The sequence below is a fragment of the uncultured Agitococcus sp. genome (genome assembly GCF_937920075.1).
Lineage (GTDB): Bacteria > Pseudomonadota > Gammaproteobacteria > Pseudomonadales > Moraxellaceae > Agitococcus.
The window spans coordinates 1-20,058 of the sequence record NZ_CALETI010000275.1; the positions used below are offsets into that span (position 1 = coordinate 1).

The following is a 20,058-nucleotide window of genomic DNA, read 5'->3' on the forward strand; positions in this document are numbered from 1 at the left end:
ATTTGCGAGCATGGCTTGTCATGGTGCAGTACGTGCCAATCGCGCTTTATCATTACCCGAAATGAATGCTTTATTACGAGAAATGGAAGCAACAGAATTTAGTAGTCAATGTAATCACGGTCGACCCACATGGAAGCAGTTTAGTTTAGCTGATTTAGATAAATTATTTTGGCGAGGCCGTTAAACGCTTGCAATTTTGATAAAAAATCTATAAAAAGCCCACGCTTTATTTTTGATTAGGAGCCACACCATGAGTGCTGATTTAGAGCCTAAACAAGCCAATTATAGTCAGCCAATGACTGTTCCTGTGATTACCATTGATGGGCCAAGTGGTTCGGGTAAAGGCACAATTGCGCATCGTGTTGCCCTCAAATTGGGCTTTCATGTTTTAGATTCTGGTGCTTTATACCGTTTATTGGCGTTAGCCGCTCAACGTCATGGTTTTTCGTTAGATAATGAAGATGCTTTAGAGGTTTTGGCGGCACATTTAGATGTGCAGTTTCAAGATAATCATGGTGAGGCAATGTTGATTTTGGAAGGCCAAGATGTCACCCATGAAATTCGCACCGAAGAAGTGGGGGCGGCTGCTTCTAAAGTGGCAGCATTACCACGTGTAAGAGAAGCATTGTTACAACGGCAGCATGCTTTTCGCGAGTCACCTGGTTTAGTTGCTGATGGTCGTGATATGGGAACGGTCGTATTTACCGATGCTTGTTTAAAAGTATTTTTAACAGCCAGTGCAGAAGCCCGTGCAGAACGTCGATATAAACAACTCAAAGATAAAGGCTTTTCTGCCGATTTAGAGATTATCTTGGCTGATATTCGTGCGCGTGATTTGCGCGACAGCCAACGTGCGGTTGCACCATTAAAGCCTGCTACAGATGCTATCGTTTTAGACAGTACGGCTTTAGGTATAGAAGCTGTTTTGGCAGCCGTATTACAAGAAGCCAAAAAACAAAGTAGTTTGCAACAATTTTTTGCTTAAATCCTCAACAAGCTGTCAAAGCTCGTGTATAATTTGGCACTTTTTTAAAATCATCAAGGGCATTAAGCACATACCAGCCCAGTGTTTATTGGCTCTGAATAACAACAGCCCGACATGAGCTGGTCATGGCGGTCAACAAAGATGCTTAGGCATCAAAAGGTAGAATTATGAGCGAATCATTTGCCGATCTCTTTGCAGAAAGCGAATTACAATTTACCCAAGGCGCTGTTATTTCTGGTGTTGTCGTTGCAATCGACAGTGACTGGGTAACTGTAGACACAGGTTTAAAATCTGAAGGTGTAGTGCCACGCGAAGAGTTCTTGAATGACTTACGCGAAATTGAAGTAAAAGTAGGCGACACCGTAGAAGTGGTTGTTGACGCTTTTGATAACGGCATGGGTCAAACCATGTTGTCTCGCGAAAAAGCTAAACGTGCAGAAACATGGACACGTTTAGAAAAAATCTTCACCGATGGTGAAATCGTACGCGGTCTTATTTCTGGCAAAGTTAAAGGTGGCTTTACCGTTGATATCGGCCCAATCCGCGCATTCTTACCAGGTTCTTTAGTTGATACACGTCCAATCCGTGATACAGCTCACCTCGAAGGCAAAGAATTAGAATTCAAAGTCATCAAGTTAGACCAAAAACGCAACAACGTAGTTGTTTCTCGTCGTGCGGTAATGGAAATTGCTTCTGATGATGTAAGACGTGCATTGTTAGACCAATTAGAAGAAGGCAAAGTCGTTAAAGGGACTATCAAAAACCTCACAGACTACGGTGCATTCGTTGACTTGGGCGGCATTGATGGCTTGTTACACATCACGGATATGGCTTGGAAACGTGTTAAACACCCAAGTGAAGTGGTTGAAGTGGGTCAAGAAATGGAAGTTAAAGTCCTCAAGTTTGACCGCGAGCGTAACCGTGTATCCTTGGGCTTAAAACAATTAGGCCAAGACCCATGGTTAGCCTTAATGAGCAAGTATCCAAAAGGTACAATTACTCGTGCTAAAGTGACTAACTTAACAGACTACGGTTGTTTTGCTGAGATCGCTGAAGGCATCGAAGGTTTGGTACACGTATCCGAAATGGATCACACCAACAAAAACATTCACCCATCTAAAGTTGTTCAAATTGGCGACGAAGTGGATGTTATGGTATTAGAAATCGATGAAGAACGTCGTCGTATTTCTTTAGGTATCAAACAATGTAAAGCTAATCCTTGGGATGAGTTTGCGAAGACTCACGAAAAAGGTCAAAAAGTTTCTGGTAACATCAAGTCTATCACTGACTTCGGTATCTTCATTGGTTTACCAGGTGGTATCGACGGTTTAGTACACTTGTCTGATATTTCTTGGAACGAAGCTGGCGAAGAAGCAATCCGTAAGTTCCGTAAAGGTGACTTAGTAGAAGCTGTTATCTTAGCTGTCGATGCTGAAGGCAACCGTATCTCCTTAGGTATCAAACAATTAGCTAAAGATCCATTCAGTGACTTTGCTGCTTCTCACGAAAAAGGTGCAGTGGTTAAAGGCACTGTAAAAGCTGTTGATGCTAAAGGCGCAACTGTTGAATTAGCCGAAGGCGTAGAAGCTAACTTAAAAGCCTCTGAAATCGTTCGTGATCGTGTTGAAGATGCTTCTAAGCACTTAACAGTTGGTCAAGAAATTGAAGCTAAGATCATTGGTGTTGACCGTAAAGCACGCGTTATCAACTTATCGATCAAAGCTAAAGATGAAGCTGAAGAGCGTGAAGCCATGTCAAACATGCGCAACCAAGCTGATGCAGCCGCAACAGCAGCTGGTCCACGTACAATCGGTGACTTGATCAAAGAACAAATGAAGAAGTAATTCTTTAATATGTTAGTGTTGAACTAGCATAAATGTTCTAAAAACGGGAATAGTGTAAACTATTCCCGTTTTTTTATTGCGAATCAAGACTAAGTAACTTGTCAGTCAAAGTCATAATTGCTAGTATCGTCAATGTGTTATCGTTTAGCTAATCAACTAATAATGGCAAATGTGTGTGTAACGATAATTAATCCGCTCCAGAAATGGCCTAAAGATTGCTAGTGTTTTGAGATGCTATTAATAAAGTAGCCATTAATAATCATAATTTAACGGATCTACCGTTTTAGTTTCTATTTTATTTTTAGAAAGAGGAACAGAATCATGTCATTAACAAAATCAGAGTTGATAAGCAAAGTTGCTGCACGTCAGTCTTTGTCATTATTAACCGAGAAAGACATTGAGTTAGCAATCAAAGCCTTATTGGAACAGATGGTTAATGCTTTAGCCGAAGGTCAGCGTGTTGAAATTCGGGGTTTTGGTAGTTTTAGTTTGCATCATCGTCCACCACGTGTTGGCCGTAATCCAAAAACAGGTGAAAGCGTTTCTGTGGGTTCAAAATATGTGCCCCATTTTAAACCAGGCAAAGAGTTAAAAGAGCGCGTTAACCAGTCGATTCAAGAAGGCAAATAATGACGTGGTCGCGCATCAAAAAAATACTGGTTGTATTTTGTTGGTTATGTCTGGCATTTTATGGCCTATGGGTTGTTGTCAGTAATCAAGCTCAAATATCAGTTAATTTATTATTCGTTGAAATTGGTGCGCTTAATACAGGCTTGGCATTGGTTATCAGTTTTGTGGTGGGGAGTTTATTTGGTGTTTTGGCCTCTTTATTTATTTGGGGTGTGATACCATTACGTTGGCAATTACGTCAAACACATAAAGAGTTGACAGCCTTACGTAAACAAACTGTTCGTCCTCCTGTTGAGCCTTAATATTTTATGTCCTCTGTTACATCTCCTATTATTGTTGCCTTAGATTATCCTAATGCTGATGCTGCGTTAGCATTGGTTGACCAATTAGACCCTAGTTTATGCCGTGTTAAAGTCGGTAAAGAATTATTTACTCGCGAAGGGCCAAGTATTGTTAAAGCCATTCAAGCACGTGGCTTTGAATTGTTTTTAGATTTAAAGTTTCATGATATTCCTAATACCGTGGCTTCTGCGGTACATGCTGCGGCTGATTTGGGAGTATGGATGGTGAATGTTCATGCCAGCGGTGGCAGAAAAATGATGACCACGGCCTGTGAGCGTTTGCAACAATATAATTATCAAACGCTGCTTATTGCTGTAACAGTATTAACTAGCTCTGAGCGTAGTGATTTAGCTGAAATTGGTTTAGATATTGAGCCTATTGATCAAGTGCAAAGATTAGCTAAGTTAACTGCGGATTGTGGTTTACATGGTGTTGTTTGCTCTGCACAAGAAGCAACAATTCTGCGTCAGCAACATGCACAACCCTTTGCGTTGGTCACTCCAGGGATTCGTCCAGCGGGTAGTGATAGCAACGATCAAAAACGGATTATGACACCTAAACAAGCAGTAGAAGTAGGGGTCGATTATATGGTGATTGGTCGTCCAATTACGCAGGCAAGCAAACCCATAGATGCTTTGCGAATGATTTTGGATAATTTATAAAGAATAAACAGCCCTTAGGGGCTGTTTATATTTGAGTTGCAGTAAATTCGGCAACGTAGTGCAATATATATCTTCAAGCTTAGGGGAGGGGCTGTTGACCGTTTTGCGTGCAACCACAATCAAAACGGTCAACAACCCCTACATCAAATACTGAAAATTTTTGTTACTTTCATCTCAACTTCGACAATTAGTGCCGAATTTAAGCACTTTATTCCATAGGGTTATTGCCCAAAATAAAAAGCTGATCTATAAAGCTAATTAATTGATAATTAATTTCTTATATTGGAATTTCTAGGGACAAGCCATGTTTTCGATGACGTCGTCAATTCATGCTGAGTTAATATCATTTTGGTCGGAAGAAGGTAGCATTGAAAAAACGATGTTATATGACGACTTCGATGCTGTTGTGACAGGAATGGCTCCATTAGCTCAATATGCAAAACAAAAAAAATATGCAGCATATATGCAAATTGATGATGGTTTAGATATTAAAGGCGTTGTACTTTTTACCATTTTATTTGATAAATCAGGCTATCCAGAAAATGGTTGGAATATTCCTTTAGATAGTTTATTAGAGGTTGCTGGTTTTGGCCCTGATTTAGGGAAAGGTCCAATACGTTTATCTTGCCGTAGTCAATGCGCTATTTCTTGGCATGCCCCACGCTTATGGAATCCCGTGATGGATTCTGCGGATAATACCTTTGTGCAATTACAAAAAGCGTTACCCGATGCATGTTCTCGCTTAGGGATTCGTCCATCTAAAGTGGCGGCAGTAGCAGCAGCAGCGCGTAAAAATCCAAGTACCTCTTTAAGTTTTACGGCAACAGGCATTCCAGTCTTAACAGATGCGGCATTGCAAGCAGCTTCTTATAATCAAAGCCAAAAATTACAAGAATTAGAGCAAAAAATTCAAGATTTGACGTTAAGATTACAAGCGACTGTTGCCGAAAAAGAAGAGCAAATCAATTTACAATCTTATGTACATCAGCAACAGTTAGATATTTTACAAACCCAAAATATGAAACTTGTTGAACAAAATAAAAACTTAAAAAATCAGCAAAGTACCCAACAAGAACGTTTAGATGCTCTAAATAGTCAGGTAAGTAGTCTCTCTGGAATTGAAGACAGCTTACGCCAAGAACGTGCTATTCATCAAAAACAGTTGCAAGAGTTACAGTTGGCTTTGAGTGCGGCTGGTGAGCAAAAAAATGAAATTGCAACATTATTAACTAATAAAGATGAGGAATACCAAACACGTATTAGTCGATTAAAACAAGAGCATTTATTATCTTTAGATAAACGACTTGAAGAAGAGGCATCTCGATATTTGCTGAGTTTAAAATCACTTAATGCAGAAATTGATGAATTGAAGGAAACGATTACCCAGTTAGAGCAACAATTAGAACAGGAAAAACAGACCCACAATCAAGAGCAAGAAGCGAGTGCTGACGACTTTTTAGTTAAATTAGAAAGCCTTGGCATGAATTTTGTTGTATATCATGCGGGGGTTGGTAATTTATCTGTACCAGTGGTTGATTTGGTCATTTACTTACAAAATCCGACAGCATATGTTGCCCAAAAATGTCTAGTAACCGAAACGCACTATCGTCAATGGTTGCAACATTATGAAAGCCCCCGTTGTACTGCACCTATAGGTGAGGGGCAATGTTGTAATGCACGATTAATTCGTACTGACTCACCAAGTCGTTTTGTGGTTGGTCAATCAGACCGTTGTGCACGTCATCAGGGGGCAGATACAGCAATCATCAATGTACTGAAATTTAACTAGGTGATGAGATGGGCATAATGATGACAACAGCGCTCACAACACACATTTTACATAATTTTACCCCTTTAAATGTCTTATCTGAAAATCGTTTAAAAGATGTTTTAACGGGTTGTTATGTTGAATCTGTTAAGCCAGATACAGTGCTTTTTAGCTATGGTGATTGTGATGATAAAACTATATTTTTATTAAGTGGTGAGCTGGAGTTAATAGATTATCAAGGAAAAGTAACGTTATTAAATGCCTTAGATTATGCCGCTAATTATGCGATTTCTCCTTCAAAACCACGTCAATTTACCGTTAAAGTAAAAAAGCCATCAAATATTTTAGCTGTTGATCAACAAAAACTTAATGATGCTTTGTTGTGGGAACAGAGTTTAAGTAGCTTAGCTAAGACTTTATTTGCACAATTGCCAGAAAATATCGATAGAGATTGGTTGTTGTTGTTATTGCAATCACGTATTTTCTACCGTTTACCGCCCATGAACATCTTAGAAATATTAGCTTCTTTAGAGGAAGTTTCTGTGCTAGAAGGACAAAAAATCATTGCCATTGGTGAAGAGGCGGATAGTTGTTATTTTATTAAAAAAGGGAAAGTTCAAGTTTGTCAAAATATTGATGATGAATATTTGACGGTGGCTTATTTGGGACGGGGAGATTTTTTTGGTGAAGAAGGTTTACTCAAGGATTCACCACGTAACGCAGATGTGATTATGCTTGAAGATGGCGTGTTAATGCGTTTAGTCAAAAAAGATTTTGATAGACTGTTAAAAAAACCAACTTTACAAGCATTTAGTTTTGAATTAGCAAACAATCAAGTACAAAATCAAGAGGCTGCTTGGCTCGATGTTCGCTTAGTAGAAGAGTTTAGCTTGCAACATTTGACGCATGCTTTACATTTGCCCTTGCCAGATATTCGTTTAAAATCTCGTCAATTACCGCTGAATCAACATTATATTATTTGTTGTGATAATGGTCAGCGCAGTGCTGCAGCAGCTTTTTTATTAGGCATACAAGGATATAATGTCTCGGTTTTAAGCATGGGCTTAGAGGGTTTATCTGCGCAGCAACGACAACAGTATATGGTGCAGTAAACATTTTTAGTCAACAATATCCTATCTTTTGTTTGTATAATGCAGCGTATAAAATATAGTGCGCTGCTGAGCAAATACATGATAAAAGATAGTTTTCGTAATATTGGCCTAATCGGTCGTCCCAATAGTTCGCTAGTCATAGATACCTTAAATCAATTAGAGGCTTTTTTATTGCATGAAGGATTAACCGTTATTTATGATGAAGATACGGCACAACTTATGCAAAAAACGGGCTTACAAATTTCTTCACGAGCGTTGTTAGGTGAAGTCTGTGATTTGGTGATTGTGGTTGGTGGTGATGGCACATTATTACATGCAGCACGGTCATTGGCTCGTTATAAAGTGCCTGTTTTAGGTGTTAACCGTGGCCGTTTAGGCTTTTTAACCGATATTAATCCCGATGAAGTTATTAGCAAAGTAAACTCAGTATTGCATGGTCATTACACCACTGATCAACGTTTTTTGTTGAATTTGGAAGTCCGTTCTAATGGTAGTCGTGTTGCTGAAGCTCTTGCCCTGAATGATGTTGTGCTTCATGCAGGTAAGTCTGTGCATATGTTAGAATTTGAGCTTTATATCGAAGGCCAATTTGTTTATCGTCAGCGTTCTGATGGCTTAATTGTTGCCACGCCTACAGGTTCAACTGCTTATGCGCTGTCTGGCGGTGGTCCCATTATGCATCCCAAATTAGATGCTATTGTTTTGGTGCCTATGCATCCACATACTTTATCAAGTCGCCCGATTGTCGTAGATGCAGATAGTGAAATAAAAATTCGCATTACTGAAACAACATTAAAACCATTAGTAAGCCCTGATGGGCAGTCTGGTATTAGCTTAAATACGGGAGATTGGGTTTACATTACTAAACATCCCTTTAAATTAAAGTTAATACATCCCTCTGGTTATGATTTTTATGCGGCTTGCCGTACCAAATTAGGTTGGGGTAATCCTATTACAGGAGATGATTAATGAATTTGAATCATGATACATTTGCAGCAATATTAGCAGCATTAAATCCAGACATTGTTGCAAGTTTTAAACGTGCCATTGAATTAGGTAAATGGCCTGATGGTCGTCGTTTAAGTGATGAGCAAAAAGAAACCTGTATGCAAGCTGTGTTAGTTTGGGAAATGAAATATCTCCCAGAAGAAGAACGTACGGGATATATTAATAAAGGAAAAAAAGAAGGCGAGGTATGTGACGATCATGAGCATAGCCATGATCAAGAAATTGAGCAGATTATTAAATTTAAACACTAATTTTTGTAGACCCACACAGTGGGTCTTGTTTTTTTATCGCAATGGTTTTTTATGTTTTCATGGTTTGAGCGTAGAGTTGACCCTTATCCAGCCAATAAACCCACGCCCCCTCAATCAGGTTTAATTCCATTTATCTATTCATGTACTGAAGGTGTACGCGTTTGGATTATTAGTTTAATGCTAGCCACTGCCGCGATTGGCGCATTTGAAGCCTATTTATTTAGCATGATGGGGCAGATTGTCGATTGGTTAAGCTCATTAAAACCCGATCAACTTTGGTTAGAGAAGAAGAGTGATATTATTTTAATGTCGGTGTTGATTATTGCTAGTCCGTTGCTGGTCTTGCTGCAATCGTTATTAAAGTTTCAAGCCTTACAGGGCAATTTTCCGATGCGTTTGCGTTGGAATTTTCATCGTTTAATGTTAGATCATAGCTTAGGGTTTTATCAGGAAGAGTTTGCTGGCCGTGTTTCGGCAAAAGTGATGCAAACAGCCTTAGCCGTTCGTGACTCAATTATGACTATCGCCAATATGGTCATGTTTATGCTGATTTATTTTGTCACTTGTGGCATTGTTTTAATCAATTTTGATTGGTGGTTATTAGCACCATTTGCTGCTTGGATTATGTTATTTGGCTTTGCATTAGCCTATTTTATCCCACGTTTGGGTAAAACTGCCGAACGTCAGGCTGATGCACGCGCGTTAATGACTGGTCGAATTACCGATGCTTATGCCAACATTAGTACAGTAAAGTTATTTTCGTATAGTCAACGCGAATCAAGTTATGCTAAGCGTGCAATGCAAGAGTTTATGGTCACTGTTCACCAACAAATGCGCTTAGTGACCCAATTTGAAACCGTAAACCATAGTATTAATATGACCTTGGTGTTGGGTACAACGGCCTTAGCATTGTGGTTATGGTTTGAGCAGCAAGTGACGGTGGGGGCAGTGGCAGCTTCAACGGCGATGGCTTTGCGTTTAAATGGTATTTCGCATTGGATTATGTGGGAATTAGCCATGTTGTTTGAGCATATCGGCACAGTGCGTGATGGTATGGGAACTTTATCAAAACCCCACCAAATTGTTGATATTGAACATGCCAGACCATTAGCAATTACTCAAGGGACAATTGATTTTGACAATATTAATTTTGCCTACAATTCAAATAAAAATGTGCTAGAAAATTTTAATTTGCATATTAATGCAGGCGAAAAAATTGGCGTAGTTGGCCGTTCTGGTGCAGGCAAAAGCACCTTAGTCAATTTATTATTGCGCTTTTATGAACTAGATAAAGGGCAAATTAGCATTGATGGACAAAATATTGCCTTAGTCAGTCAAGATTCATTACGTGCACACATAGGCATGGTCACCCAAGACACTTCATTGTTGCACCGTTCAGTGCGTGATAACTTAACTTATGGTCGTCCAGATGCCACTGACGAACAAATTTTAGCGGCGATTGATAAAGCCCAAGCAGCAGATTTTATTAAGTCTTTAAAAGATGCCCAAGGACGTACTGGTTTAGAAGCGCATGTTGGTGAACGTGGTGTTAAATTGTCTGGTGGTCAGCGTCAGCGTATTGCGATTGCCCGTGTGATGCTTAAAGATGCGCCGATTCTATTATTAGATGAAGCCACGAGTGCTTTAGACTCCGAAGTAGAAGCAGCTATTCAAACCAGTTTATATCAATTAATGGAAGGAAAAACAGTGATTGCGATTGCCCATCGTTTATCAACGATTGCAGCCATGGATAGGTTAATTGTTGTTGATGATGGCAAAATTATTGAGCAAGGCACTCATGCAGAATTATTGGCAAAAAATGGCTTGTATGCACGTTTGTGGGCAAGACAAAGCGGGGGGTTTTTGGGAGAGATGTAGAGGATTTTTTTAAAAGCTTATGATACCTTTAAAAAATATAAATTAGGGTCTGTTGACAGGAGTCAATATGAAAATCGCCGATTTTCCAAGTAATGAACAAGAACGACTTGGTGCATTATTACGCTATAAAGTGTTAGATACAGATTTTGAAGATACTTATAATGAATTGACTCAATTAGCATCAGATATTTGTCAAACACCTATTGCTTTAATTAGTTTAATAGATCGTGATCGTCAGTGGTTTAAAGCAAAAGTTGGTTTGGAGGCGAGAGAAACTCCTAGAGATTGGGCTTTTTGTGCTCATGCTTTATTACAAGAAGATGTTTTAGTGGTAGAAGATGCGTTGTTAGACGCAAGATTTTCTGATAATCCACTGGTTATTAATGATCCTTTAATCCGTTTTTATGCGGGGGCGCAACTTAAAACCGCACAAGGCTTAGTGTTGGGGACAATTTGTGCCATAGATCGTGTGCCGCGACATTTATCTGAACAGCAACTCCATGCCTTAAAAGTGTTAGCTAAACAGGTGATTAGCCAATTTGAGCTGCGTTTAGCATTTGAAGAATTACAAGCCCAAGCCCAAAGACTACATCAGCTTAATGCAACCAAAGATAAATTATTTTCTATTATTTCTCATGATTTACGCGCACCTTTATCAGGAATATTTAGTGTTAGTGAAATCTTGTTAGAAGATATTCATCATTTAGAGTTAGAAGACACCAAACAATTTATTAATGATATTCATGAGACAAGCCAACAAAGTTTGTCTCTGTTAGATAATTTATTGCGTTGGTCTTTGTTGGAAACAGGTAAATTTAATTATCAACCAGTCACGATTGATTTGTTAGCTGTTATTCAAAAAGTGTTGCGTTTATTGAATGGTGCTATTGTAAGCAAGCGCATCAGTTTAAAAATTGATTGCCAAGCAAATCTATGGGTTGTTGGTGATAAAAACATGTTGGCGTCGGTGATACAAAATTTATTATCTAATGCCATTAAGTTTAGCCATCCCAATGGCATCATTGAAATTAACGTTATTGATAATCAAGATCAAACGGTATTGGTCAGTATTAAGGATAACGGTGTAGGCATGACTACCGAACAACAAAAACAATTATTTGCGGTAGAAAAAAATCAATCAACACATGGAACGCAGGGTGAAACAGGGACTGGCTTGGGGTTAGTGTTAAGTTATCAGTTTTTAAAGATACATGGCTCAATCCTAACGGTTAAATCAGAGCAGGGCAAAGGTGCGGTCTTTAGCTTTAAGTTAAATAAGTCTCAATTGAGTAAAATTCCTAGCGAAAGTTTTATGGAGTAAATGTCGCGTAAAACATTAAAAAAGGGCTGAAAATCAGCCCTTATGATTACATGATAATAATGCCACGTTTTTCCCATTCTTTAAGCTGTTCTTCACTAAAGTTATGCGCTAATAACACGTTTTTAGTATCAGCGCCTAACGCTGTTCCGCTTAAATGATATTGATTAGGCGTAGCACTAAATACAATCGGTGTGGCAATTTGGCGTTGAGTTTTACCATTTGGCGTTGGAACGTCAACGAGCATTTGACGACTTAATAATTGAGGGTGTTCACAGGCTTCTGCAAAGGATAAAACTGGCTCAACGCAAGCTTCAATAGACGCAAAAATAGTAATCCACTCATTAAAGGTTTTTTGGATAATCGCTTCGCGAATAGCGGCTTTGACAAAACTAACCGCTTCATCATCATGACGAATAGAGAGCGGAATCAAATCAGTACGTCCAATCGCATTTGCAAAAGCCATAAAAAATTGTGGTTCTAAACCACCGACACTCAAATAACGGCCATCTGCTGTTTGATAACAATCATAAAAAGTGCCGCCATTTAGCGTATCCGTTTCGGGTTTAGGCTGATGATTAGCCATTAATGCAGGAGGGGCTGTTAAGGCTTGCAAGCTAAATGCGGCATCAGTTAATGAAATATCGACAAATTGGCCTTCGCCTGTGTTTTGACGATGAATAACGGCTGCCAAAATACCAGTCACCGCATATAAACCACCTGTAATATCTGCGGCCTGAATAGGTAAAGGAACAGGGCCAGATGCTTTGCGACCTGTATAGTCCAAAATCCCTGCGATTGCTAAATAGTTTAGGTCATGTCCCGCACGATTTTTATAAGCACCTTGTTGTCCATAACCAGTCACCGCACAATAAATTAGCCGTGGATTAATAGCCTTTAGTTGTTCATAACCAATGCCTAGGCGCGACATCACTGAAGGACGAAATTGCTCAACAACAATATCGTATTCCTCGACCAACTTTTTAATTATTTCAATACCTTCGGGTGTTTTTAGGTCAACAACAATACTCGATTTATTGCGATTTAAAGAACCATGAGCGGCAGAAAGTCCTTGCTCATCAAAAGGAGGCATCACACGAATCATGTCTGGCCGAGTTGGAGCTTCCACTCGTAAAACGCTTGCGCCCATATCAGCTAAAATACGAGTGCCAAAGGGAGCGGGTAATAATCCTGAAAAATCTAGAACTTTTAAACCTTTAAGTGCAGACATTTTTATTCCTCTTGATCTCAATTTTGGGACAAACCAATCAACTTACAATACGATTGTACAAAATGTTGTTGAGGTCTGCTAGTTCATAGATAAAGATATTGCATAAAAAAAGCCTCAAATGAGGCTTTTTAAAATCAATAAAAGGACGCCTTTGAGCTTTAACTCCAAAAATAGCCCTGATGCCGAGTTAAAATTTGATCGGCAATATAGTGCGATAACGCAGCCACCGTTAACATTGGATGTTGTACAGCTAAACTAGGTAATAAACTGGCATCACTGACAAATAAACCGCTCACCTCATAAACTTGGCCATATTGGTCAACAACTGCTTTTTTGCGATCAGCTCCCATACGGCAGCTTCCTTGAGCATTCAAAGAGACAAGTCGAGTAGAGAACAGGCCTAATGTGCCATAGTCAATACTATCAACAATATCATCTAATTCATGGACTGAAGTAGCTTGAATACGTTGATATGTTGGCAGATATACTCGTTCCGCGCCTGCTGCAAAAAAGATTCGGCCAGCACGTTTTAGACCACGTTTATAGATTTCAAATTCGTCTTTAGTCATGTTCCATTCAATACGTTTGGAGCCACCACGCATTGGGCCACTCCAATGGACAAAACCATGACCCGTATCAGGCATTAACACGTTAAGTGCAGAAAAATATTTAAACTCTTGCATAAAACGAATATGGTCGATACCCAAAGATAATTCATTTTGTGCCATAAGCTGAACTGGTGCAGCCAAGCCTGATTCCATTAATAATTTATCACCAGACTCATTCAAAAATTCGTCAATGTGCATCCCCGCAAATGCACCACGCCAACCATATACAGGCACAGGGAACTTTCCTAAAACCACACTCGTTGGTTGTAAAAATAAGTTGCGACCTAATTGATCGTTTTTATTTGGCACTTTGCTACGTTGTAATAAGAGTGGGGTATGAATTGCACCCGCAGCAGCAACGACAATTTGCGCATTTACTTTGATGTTAGCAATGACAGAGTGGTTATTTGGATCAATAATTTGACCAGAAACACCAACCGCACGGCCATTTTTCATTAAAATCGTTTCGACATAAGTATCTGCATAAAGCTTAGCACCTGCGGCAATTGCCCACGGCAAATAGGTTACTTGCATAGAGGCTTTGCGGTCAGATGGGCAGCCAGCTAAACAATGACCTGTTAAAGCACATTGTTTGACGTTACGAGATTGAGGTCGCCAAGACCAACCCAGTGCTTCACAGCCACGAATAATCGCGTTAGCACAGTCATTAATTTCATGAGGTTCGTTAATATGGACATGAAGGCGATTTTCGACCTTTTCGTAATAACGATTAATTTTATTGGGGGCTAAACCTTCAACACCATGATCTTTAGCCCACGATTCCAAGACATAATTTGGCGCGCGTGCGGCAATGGTAGCACTAATCACCGATGAGCCACCCACACAACGGCCTTGTAAAACTACTGTATCGCCAATCGTATTAGTTTGTGTGCCAACATCTTGATAAAGATTTTCTAAAGCCCATGCCATATCTTCAGTAAACTGACTGCTGGGTACATAACGACCAGCTTCTAAAATAATGACACTTTTACCCGCAGCTGCAAGTTCATGGGCAATAACAGCACCACCTGTACCAGAGCCAACCACCACAACGTCAGCATTTAAGATGATGTCATCACTACTACGGATATCGCTTGCTTGGGTAACGGGAATACCATCGGCAGGAAGTTCTTTATAAATCATCTTGCGTTATCCTTAGATTTTAGCGTTATCGTCTTGGTCACGTGGTACAGGCATATTACCTAAACGACGAATACCCCATTTAGCGGTTACTGGCCCATCATACTCTAAAGGTTGCCATGTGCGTGGATCACGCCAATAAGCGACACCTAACAGCGTTTTTAAACTCACAATTAAACCGCCTTGAAGAGATGCGCCACTTTGCCAAGCCAAAATTTGGTTTCGAGCTTGTTTGTTATTTAAGCTAGAAAAACGTTTCATTTTATAGAGTGTACTAAACTCTAAAGTTTTAGCACCAATAGACAATAAAAAACGTGTATCACTATTTAAGCGACCTACCAAGTTATCTAAATTTTCCATGACAGGCACTTCAGTCGTGGATGGCAAATCTGGAAAACGCTCTGTAGGCAAAAATACTTGGCGTAATTTGTCAAATAAGCGATATTCTGCCTCAGACAAATGACGAATATAAGTTGGTACACCAGTATCAGCAAAAACACGTGTCGGATAAGTGATTACAGTCGCAGCACTAGTGCCTAAAATTAATCCAGCTTTTAAAAAACGACGACGTGATAGACTGGCCAGTTGACCTTCGAGTTGAACAATGGCTTGGTCTTTTTGTGACATACGCATCCCCAAGTGATAATTTTTCTTGTAAGACTTAGTTTTGTGTTGGCTGATGTCATAAAACATGATGTGTTATGTAAAAGCTAAGTCTTGTTTTTATCTTTGACTTATTGATTTCTAATAAGTCTTGTTATTATCTATTTACACGTTTTTGGCGATTTTTGAGCCTAAAAATTTAATCTACAAGCGTAAACCCGAGTTATTTTTAATGCAAGATAGGATTTACGCATTGCATCGAGATTAGCATGTTTTGTTTACTAAAAATCTTTGGAGTGATTGTTTAATAAACAAGTTGATGTTAACCACATAAATTGGCTAATAGTCTAGCTTAAACAGCTCAACTATTTAAGCCCATGTTTATAGGATAATTGTTTTTCTTGTTAATAAAATGGCTCAAATTTAATCTCTAGGACTAACTTGGGCAAAGTTAAGCTTGGTTTTTCATACTTACAACCAAAGGGGCGATAACACCACTATTTACGGTAATTTGAGGAAAGGGAATATCAATATTATGTTCATCAAAGGCATTTTTGATGCTTTCTTGAATGGTGTCTCTAATATCTAAAAAATTTTCTTTGCGAGTCCAAATATTAAACATTAAATTGATAGAAGAACTAGCAAGGTCTTGAACAACAACTTGTGGTTTAGGTTCATCTAATACTAAGGGATTTTTGTCTGCAATGGTTAATAATACTTGGCGGACTTTGCTAATATCTTGTTGATAGCTGATGTTGACCATAATTGGCACACGGCGAATGGCAAAACGAGTCAAATTAGACACTTCGGATTTAATGAGTTGTTCATTAGGAATACGTACATAAATATTATCAGCAGTACGTAGTTTGATAGACAATAAATCAATAGATAATACTTCACCAATTGTACCGTTTACTTCAATGGTGTCACCGACCATAAATGAGCCTTCACCAATCAAAAATAAACCACTGATTAAGTTAGAAGCAGAAGTTTGCGAAGCAAAACCAATGGCAACGGTAAATATACCGGCTGCACCTAACAAGACACTGAGTTTAAAACCCATTTCATGTAGGGCAGACATACTAAACAAACCCAGTAAAAAATAAAAAATACCCCGTCGCCAAACTAATAATTGATGTGCGGATAGTCGTTGACTCATGGTTTTAACAAAGGTTGTAGTGACTAATTGAGCAATTAGATAGCCTGTTAATAGTACCAACGCACCAATAATAAAACCTTCAACTTTGTCGCTGACTGGTAGGTTAATCATTTGATCTAAAAAGCTTTCTTGTTTGTTACTGGCCATAATTCAATTATTCAAAAAAATGTTCAAATAAGTTTATCAGATTATCATCATCATGCTGACGTGCTTGGTTTAACAACTTCACATTACCCGCTTTAGGGTGTAAGTGCTTGCTAATAGAGACTTTAGGTGTGCGACCATTGGCTAATTGTTCAACTTCGATGGTTGGTGTCCATAAACGGCCATCTTGAGCAGCATATAAGGGTAATAAAGGGGCAGGAATATTAATCCGTTCAATTTGAATGGCTTTAGTATGATGATTAACAATATGAATAGGCGTGACTGCTCTAAACGCACGAATCGGCAGTTGCTCTAAAGCTAAACGACCAAAAACTTTGGTGGCATAACAAATTTCCCCTCGAATGGGTGTTGCACCAAACCATGTATCGGTGGGACGGACAAAAGGTATATCTAACAACAAATTATCGTCATCCGAAAAAATATTGAGCCACAAAGGTGTGCTAACAAATAATGTGGTTTGTTGGTTGGAGGATAAAAATAGCGGAGTGATTGGTTTAATAACCACTGAGCGATCGGCTAAACAGGGTTTTAGATGAATTTGTTGTTGTGTTTGATTATAGATATAACGTTGTAATAATGCTTTTTCGGGCATAGGGCTACGATTAGTATGCTCAATAATTTGCCAATCATGATCGTCTTCGTGTTGATTGGGAGAACGATGATATGCAATTTGCCATTCTTGAGCATCACGTTGAATTTGTAATAATAAACCAGCCATTTGCCAACGTCGTTGTTCATCTATTGCTAATTGATGATTTCCCCACCAAATCGTGTTGCTCATGCTTACCTCAAATGTTTGTATAAAATATATGCAGTTAATGGCGAAAAAACAGAATCTTTTTTCGTAGACTTGTAAAAATCTACTAAGAGTAGATTGAGTCCGCTCTTGTCATCTATTAGACTTCAAAATATAGCACTTAAGCGAATCAGTGCGATAAGAAGCAGGAATAAGACTGTCATAAACAGTCATTATAATAACCAAATTTACACCAATTAATGAGGGTGTAGGTTTTAGACTTAATAGATTGTTTTTAATATCCATTAAAAGCTACTTTAAAAATTTAAGAAGAGAAACATTATGTCCCGTCAGGGTCAACTAGCTTATAGTTTTGCAAAACGTCATGGTGTGTTACTTGTTAAACAAGGTGAGACACAAGAGCAAGGTTTGTTATTACGCGAAGATGTCAAGCTAGCGAGCTTGATGGAAGTCAGGCGTGTATTAGGCTTTTTGATTGTTCATGAAACTTTAGCCACGGCAGATTTTAATCAACGTTTAGCCACAGCATATCAAGGTGATGGTGGTGAGTCGCAACAAGCCGTTGAAGGTTTGGAAGATCATCCCGATTTAGAAAGTTTAGCTGAATCAGTGCCAGAAACAGAAGATTTGATGGAGCAAGAGGACGACGCACCCATTATTCGCTTAATTAATGCGCTATTAAGTGAAGCCATTCGCCTGAGTGCCTCTGATATTCATATTGAAGCGTTTGAAAAACGTTTGTCGGTGCGGATGCGTGTTGATGGTATGTTGCGAGAAATTGTGCAACCTCGTCGTGAATTAGCACCTTTGTTGGTATCTCGTATTAAGGTAATGGCTAAATTGGACATTGCTGAAAAGCGCGTGCCACAAGATGGTCGTATTTCATTGCGTCTAGCAGGTCGTGAAGTGGATGTACGTGTATCAACCTTACCTGCTAATCATGGCGAACGTGTGGTAATGCGTTTGTTAGATAAGCAAGCAGGGCGTTTAGATATTGGTCATTTGGGCTTACAAGCCACAGATCACAAACGTTTACGTGATTTAATTCATAAGCCTCATGGCATTATTTTGGTCACTGGCCCAACAGGTTCTGGTAAAACCACAACTTTGTATGCCTCATTAACCGAACTCAATGATAATTCTCGTAATATATTAACTGTTGAAGACCCCATCGAATATCAATTAGAAGGCATTGGCCAAACGCAAGTGAATACCAAAGTTGATATGACTTTTGCTCGTGGTTTGCGTGCGATGTTGCGTCAAGACCCTGATGTAGTGATGGTGGGTGAGATTCGTGATAAAGAAACCGCCGAAATCGCTGTCCAAGCGTCATTAACAGGTCACTTAGTATTATCAACCTTACACACCAATACCGCCGTAGGTGCAGTGACACGTTTACAAGATATGGGCATTGAGCCATTTTTGTTGGCTTCTTCGTTATTAGGGGTGGTTGCTCAACGTCTAGTGCGTGTGTTATGTGCTAGCTGTCGTCAAGGAGTAACTGCTGATGAAGAGGAATGTGCTTTATTAGGTGTTTCACCACAATTTGCACCAACAATTTATCGGCCTGTTGGTTGTGAAAAATGTAACTTTAATGGTTATCGTGGTCGTTTAGGCATTTATGAATTAGTTGTTATTGATGACAACATGCGCCGTTTAATTCATAGTCATGCGGGGGAACACGAACTAGAAGCTCATGCGCGTACTATGAGTAGTAGTATCCGTGCAGATGGTATTCGTAAGGTGCTAAAAGGCATTACAACATTAGAAGAAGTGGTCAGAGCCACGCGTGAAGGGTAATTATGCCAGCATTTGATTATATTGCCCTTGATGCACAAGGCAAAAAACAGAAAGGTGTGCTTGAAGGCGATAGCGCAAGGCAGATTCGTCAACAATTACGCGATAAGGGTTGGTTTCCAACCTCTGTTGAAGCAGCATCTTCAGAACAAGCAAACAACGAAAAAACACCTTTTTGGCAATCCAGTAAAGGATTGACTGCTTATGAATTAGCTTTAGTCACACGTCAGTTAGCGACATTAATTCAGGCGGGTATTCCTTTAGAAGAAACTTTAAAAGCCGTGGCCAAACAAAGTGAAAAGCCACAAGTACAAAGTTTGTTATTAGCTGTGCGTGGCAAAGTGTTAGAGGGTTATCCTTTAGCACAAAGTTTTGCTGCATTTCCTAAAGCCTTTCCCGACTTATACCGTGCAACGGTTGCGGCAGGAGAAAAATCTGGCCATTTAGACTTGGTATTACAACAGCTTGCCGATTACACCGAAAACCGTTTTACAACACAAAAGCAAATTCAAGGGGCATTAATTTATCCTATTATTTTAACAACTTTAGCAATTGCGATTGTGGTTGGTTTATTAACCTATGTTGTGCCTGATATTGTTAAAGTATTTACCAACTCTCATCAGCAATTACCTTTTTTAACACGTGCATTAATTGCCACCAGTAATGGGGTAAAAACTTTTGCACCATTAATTGTATTGGCCTTAGTGGCTGGTGGTTGGTTGTTTAAAAAATCGCTAGATACCGATAAAGGTCGTTATGCTTTTGATGGCTTTGTTTTGCGGGTTCCTTTAGTGAGACGC

The 20,058-nt window shown here is 39.2% G+C and carries 19 protein-coding genes; 14 read left to right on the plus strand and 5 right to left on the minus strand.

The annotated features are described in order from the left end of the window. From Q0212_RS09580 to Q0212_RS09635, 12 genes are all read left to right on the plus strand, one after another. Positions 1-184, plus strand: a 184-nt coding sequence (locus Q0212_RS09580) for a hypothetical protein (RefSeq protein WP_297924841.1), incomplete at its 5' end; no start/stop codon positions are given. Positions 185-295: 111 nt separating this feature from the next. Further along, entirely contained in the window at positions 296-985 is a 690-nt protein-coding gene (cmk, locus tag Q0212_RS09585; RefSeq protein WP_297924866.1) for a (d)CMP kinase, read from the plus strand. 167 nt (positions 986-1,152) lie between these two features. Next, positions 1,153-2,829: a 30S ribosomal protein S1 gene (gene rpsA, locus Q0212_RS09590; RefSeq protein WP_297924843.1), complete on the plus strand. Its 1,677-nt coding sequence runs from the start codon at positions 1,153-1,155 to the stop codon at positions 2,827-2,829. Between the two features lie 321 nt (positions 2,830-3,150). After that, on the plus strand, positions 3,151-3,459 hold the full coding sequence (locus Q0212_RS09595; protein ID WP_297924844.1) for an integration host factor subunit beta: 309 nt from the start codon (positions 3,151-3,153) through the stop codon (positions 3,457-3,459). Further along, positions 3,459-3,761: a LapA family protein gene (locus tag Q0212_RS09600; protein ID WP_297924845.1), complete on the plus strand. Its 303-nt coding sequence runs from the start codon at positions 3,459-3,461 to the stop codon at positions 3,759-3,761. Before Q0212_RS09595 ends, Q0212_RS09600 begins: the two co-directional genes overlap by 1 nt. A 6-nt stretch (positions 3,762-3,767) precedes the next feature. Next, positions 3,768-4,463 carry an orotidine-5'-phosphate decarboxylase gene (gene pyrF / locus Q0212_RS09605; protein WP_297924847.1) on the plus strand — a complete coding sequence of 232 codons (696 nt, stop codon included), beginning with the start codon at positions 3,768-3,770 and terminating at the stop codon, positions 4,461-4,463. 304 nt (positions 4,464-4,767) lie between these two features. After that, positions 4,768-6,252 carry a hypothetical protein gene (locus Q0212_RS09610; RefSeq protein WP_297924848.1) on the plus strand — a complete coding sequence of 495 codons (1,485 nt, stop codon included), beginning with the start codon at positions 4,768-4,770 and terminating at the stop codon, positions 6,250-6,252. Between the two features lie 17 nt (positions 6,253-6,269). After that, positions 6,270-7,343 carry a cyclic nucleotide-binding domain-containing protein gene (locus tag Q0212_RS09615; protein ID WP_297924850.1) on the plus strand — a complete coding sequence of 358 codons (1,074 nt, stop codon included), beginning with the start codon at positions 6,270-6,272 and terminating at the stop codon, positions 7,341-7,343. A gap of 78 nt (positions 7,344-7,421) precedes the next feature. After that, positions 7,422-8,312 (plus strand): NAD(+) kinase, encoded by an 891-nt coding sequence (locus tag Q0212_RS09620; protein ID WP_297924851.1) that lies wholly within the window; start codon positions 7,422-7,424, stop codon positions 8,310-8,312. Further along, complete coding sequence (locus Q0212_RS09625; RefSeq protein WP_297924852.1) at positions 8,312-8,602, plus strand: DUF1315 family protein; 291 nt, start codon at positions 8,312-8,314, stop codon at positions 8,600-8,602. Before Q0212_RS09620 ends, Q0212_RS09625 begins: the two co-directional genes overlap by 1 nt. Positions 8,603-8,653: 51 nt before the next feature. Then, the gene (locus Q0212_RS09630; protein ID WP_297924853.1) at positions 8,654-10,480 is read left to right on the plus strand and encodes an ABC transporter ATP-binding protein; all 1,827 of its coding nucleotides are present in this window, start codon (positions 8,654-8,656) and stop codon (positions 10,478-10,480) included. A 67-nt stretch (positions 10,481-10,547) separates the two neighbouring features. Next, the gene (locus Q0212_RS09635; protein WP_297924855.1) at positions 10,548-11,801 is read left to right on the plus strand and encodes a HAMP domain-containing sensor histidine kinase; all 1,254 of its coding nucleotides are present in this window, start codon (positions 10,548-10,550) and stop codon (positions 11,799-11,801) included. Positions 11,802-11,847: 46 nt separating this feature from the next. On the opposite strand, the gene Q0212_RS09640 is transcribed toward Q0212_RS09635, so the two are convergent. The 5 genes from Q0212_RS09640 to Q0212_RS09660 form a co-directional block, all read right to left on the minus strand. Further along, positions 11,848-13,029, minus strand: coding sequence for a CaiB/BaiF CoA-transferase family protein (locus Q0212_RS09640; protein WP_297924856.1), 1,182 nt, complete (start codon positions 13,027-13,029; stop codon positions 11,848-11,850). 158 nt (positions 13,030-13,187) lie between these two features. Next, positions 13,188-14,780 carry a GMC family oxidoreductase gene (locus Q0212_RS09645; RefSeq protein ID WP_297924857.1) on the minus strand — a complete coding sequence of 531 codons (1,593 nt, stop codon included), beginning with the start codon at positions 14,778-14,780 and terminating at the stop codon, positions 13,188-13,190. Positions 14,781-14,792: 12 nt separating this feature from the next. Beyond that, complete coding sequence (locus Q0212_RS09650) at positions 14,793-15,404, minus strand: hypothetical protein (RefSeq protein ID WP_297924858.1); 612 nt, start codon at positions 15,402-15,404, stop codon at positions 14,793-14,795. A gap of 427 nt (positions 15,405-15,831) precedes the next feature. Further along, complete coding sequence (locus Q0212_RS09655) at positions 15,832-16,686, minus strand: mechanosensitive ion channel family protein (protein WP_297924859.1); 855 nt, start codon at positions 16,684-16,686, stop codon at positions 15,832-15,834. Positions 16,687-16,693: 7 nt separating this feature from the next. Next, positions 16,694-17,485, minus strand: a complete 792-nt coding sequence (locus Q0212_RS09660) for a hypothetical protein (RefSeq protein ID WP_297924860.1) — start codon at positions 17,483-17,485, stop codon at positions 16,694-16,696. Positions 17,486-17,782: 297 nt separating this feature from the next. Between Q0212_RS09660 and gspE the strand changes: the two genes are divergently transcribed. Both gspE and Q0212_RS09670 read left to right on the plus strand, forming a co-directional pair. Next, positions 17,783-19,261: a type II secretion system ATPase GspE gene (gene gspE, locus Q0212_RS09665; RefSeq protein WP_297924862.1), complete on the plus strand. Its 1,479-nt coding sequence runs from the start codon at positions 17,783-17,785 to the stop codon at positions 19,259-19,261. Positions 19,262-19,263: 2 nt separating this feature from the next. Beyond that, a partial coding sequence (locus Q0212_RS09670) for a type II secretion system F family protein (RefSeq protein WP_297924865.1) occupies positions 19,264-20,058 on the plus strand: 795 nt, incomplete at its 3' end.

What these genes read in the sequence shown, in the direction of transcription:
- cmk (WP_297924866.1), top strand. Translation starts at nt 296, where the DNA reads ATGACTGTTCCTGTGATTACCATTGATGGGCCAAGTGGTTCGGGTAAA.
- rpsA (WP_297924843.1), top strand. Translation starts at nt 1,153, where the DNA reads ATGAGCGAATCATTTGCCGATCTCTTTGCAGAAAGCGAATTACAATTT.
- Q0212_RS09595 (WP_297924844.1), top strand. Translation starts at nt 3,151, where the DNA reads ATGTCATTAACAAAATCAGAGTTGATAAGCAAAGTTGCTGCACGTCAG.
- Q0212_RS09600 (WP_297924845.1), top strand. Translation starts at nt 3,459, where the DNA reads ATGACGTGGTCGCGCATCAAAAAAATACTGGTTGTATTTTGTTGGTTA.
- pyrF (WP_297924847.1), top strand. Translation starts at nt 3,768, where the DNA reads ATGTCCTCTGTTACATCTCCTATTATTGTTGCCTTAGATTATCCTAAT.
- Q0212_RS09610 (WP_297924848.1), top strand. Translation starts at nt 4,768, where the DNA reads ATGTTTTCGATGACGTCGTCAATTCATGCTGAGTTAATATCATTTTGG.
- Q0212_RS09615 (WP_297924850.1), top strand. Translation starts at nt 6,270, where the DNA reads ATGATGACAACAGCGCTCACAACACACATTTTACATAATTTTACCCCT.
- Q0212_RS09620 (WP_297924851.1), top strand. Translation starts at nt 7,422, where the DNA reads ATGATAAAAGATAGTTTTCGTAATATTGGCCTAATCGGTCGTCCCAAT.
- Q0212_RS09625 (WP_297924852.1), top strand. Translation starts at nt 8,312, where the DNA reads ATGAATTTGAATCATGATACATTTGCAGCAATATTAGCAGCATTAAAT.
- Q0212_RS09630 (WP_297924853.1), top strand. Translation starts at nt 8,654, where the DNA reads ATGTTTTCATGGTTTGAGCGTAGAGTTGACCCTTATCCAGCCAATAAA.
- Q0212_RS09635 (WP_297924855.1), top strand. Translation starts at nt 10,548, where the DNA reads ATGAAAATCGCCGATTTTCCAAGTAATGAACAAGAACGACTTGGTGCA.
- Q0212_RS09640 (WP_297924856.1), bottom strand. Translation starts at nt 13,029, where the DNA reads ATGTCTGCACTTAAAGGTTTAAAAGTTCTAGATTTTTCAGGATTATTA.
- Q0212_RS09645 (WP_297924857.1), bottom strand. Translation starts at nt 14,780, where the DNA reads ATGATTTATAAAGAACTTCCTGCCGATGGTATTCCCGTTACCCAAGCA.
- Q0212_RS09650 (WP_297924858.1), bottom strand. Translation starts at nt 15,404, where the DNA reads ATGTCACAAAAAGACCAAGCCATTGTTCAACTCGAAGGTCAACTGGCC.
- Q0212_RS09655 (WP_297924859.1), bottom strand. Translation starts at nt 16,686, where the DNA reads ATGGCCAGTAACAAACAAGAAAGCTTTTTAGATCAAATGATTAACCTA.
- Q0212_RS09660 (WP_297924860.1), bottom strand. Translation starts at nt 17,485, where the DNA reads ATGAGCAACACGATTTGGTGGGGAAATCATCAATTAGCAATAGATGAA.
- gspE (WP_297924862.1), top strand. Translation starts at nt 17,783, where the DNA reads ATGTCCCGTCAGGGTCAACTAGCTTATAGTTTTGCAAAACGTCATGGT.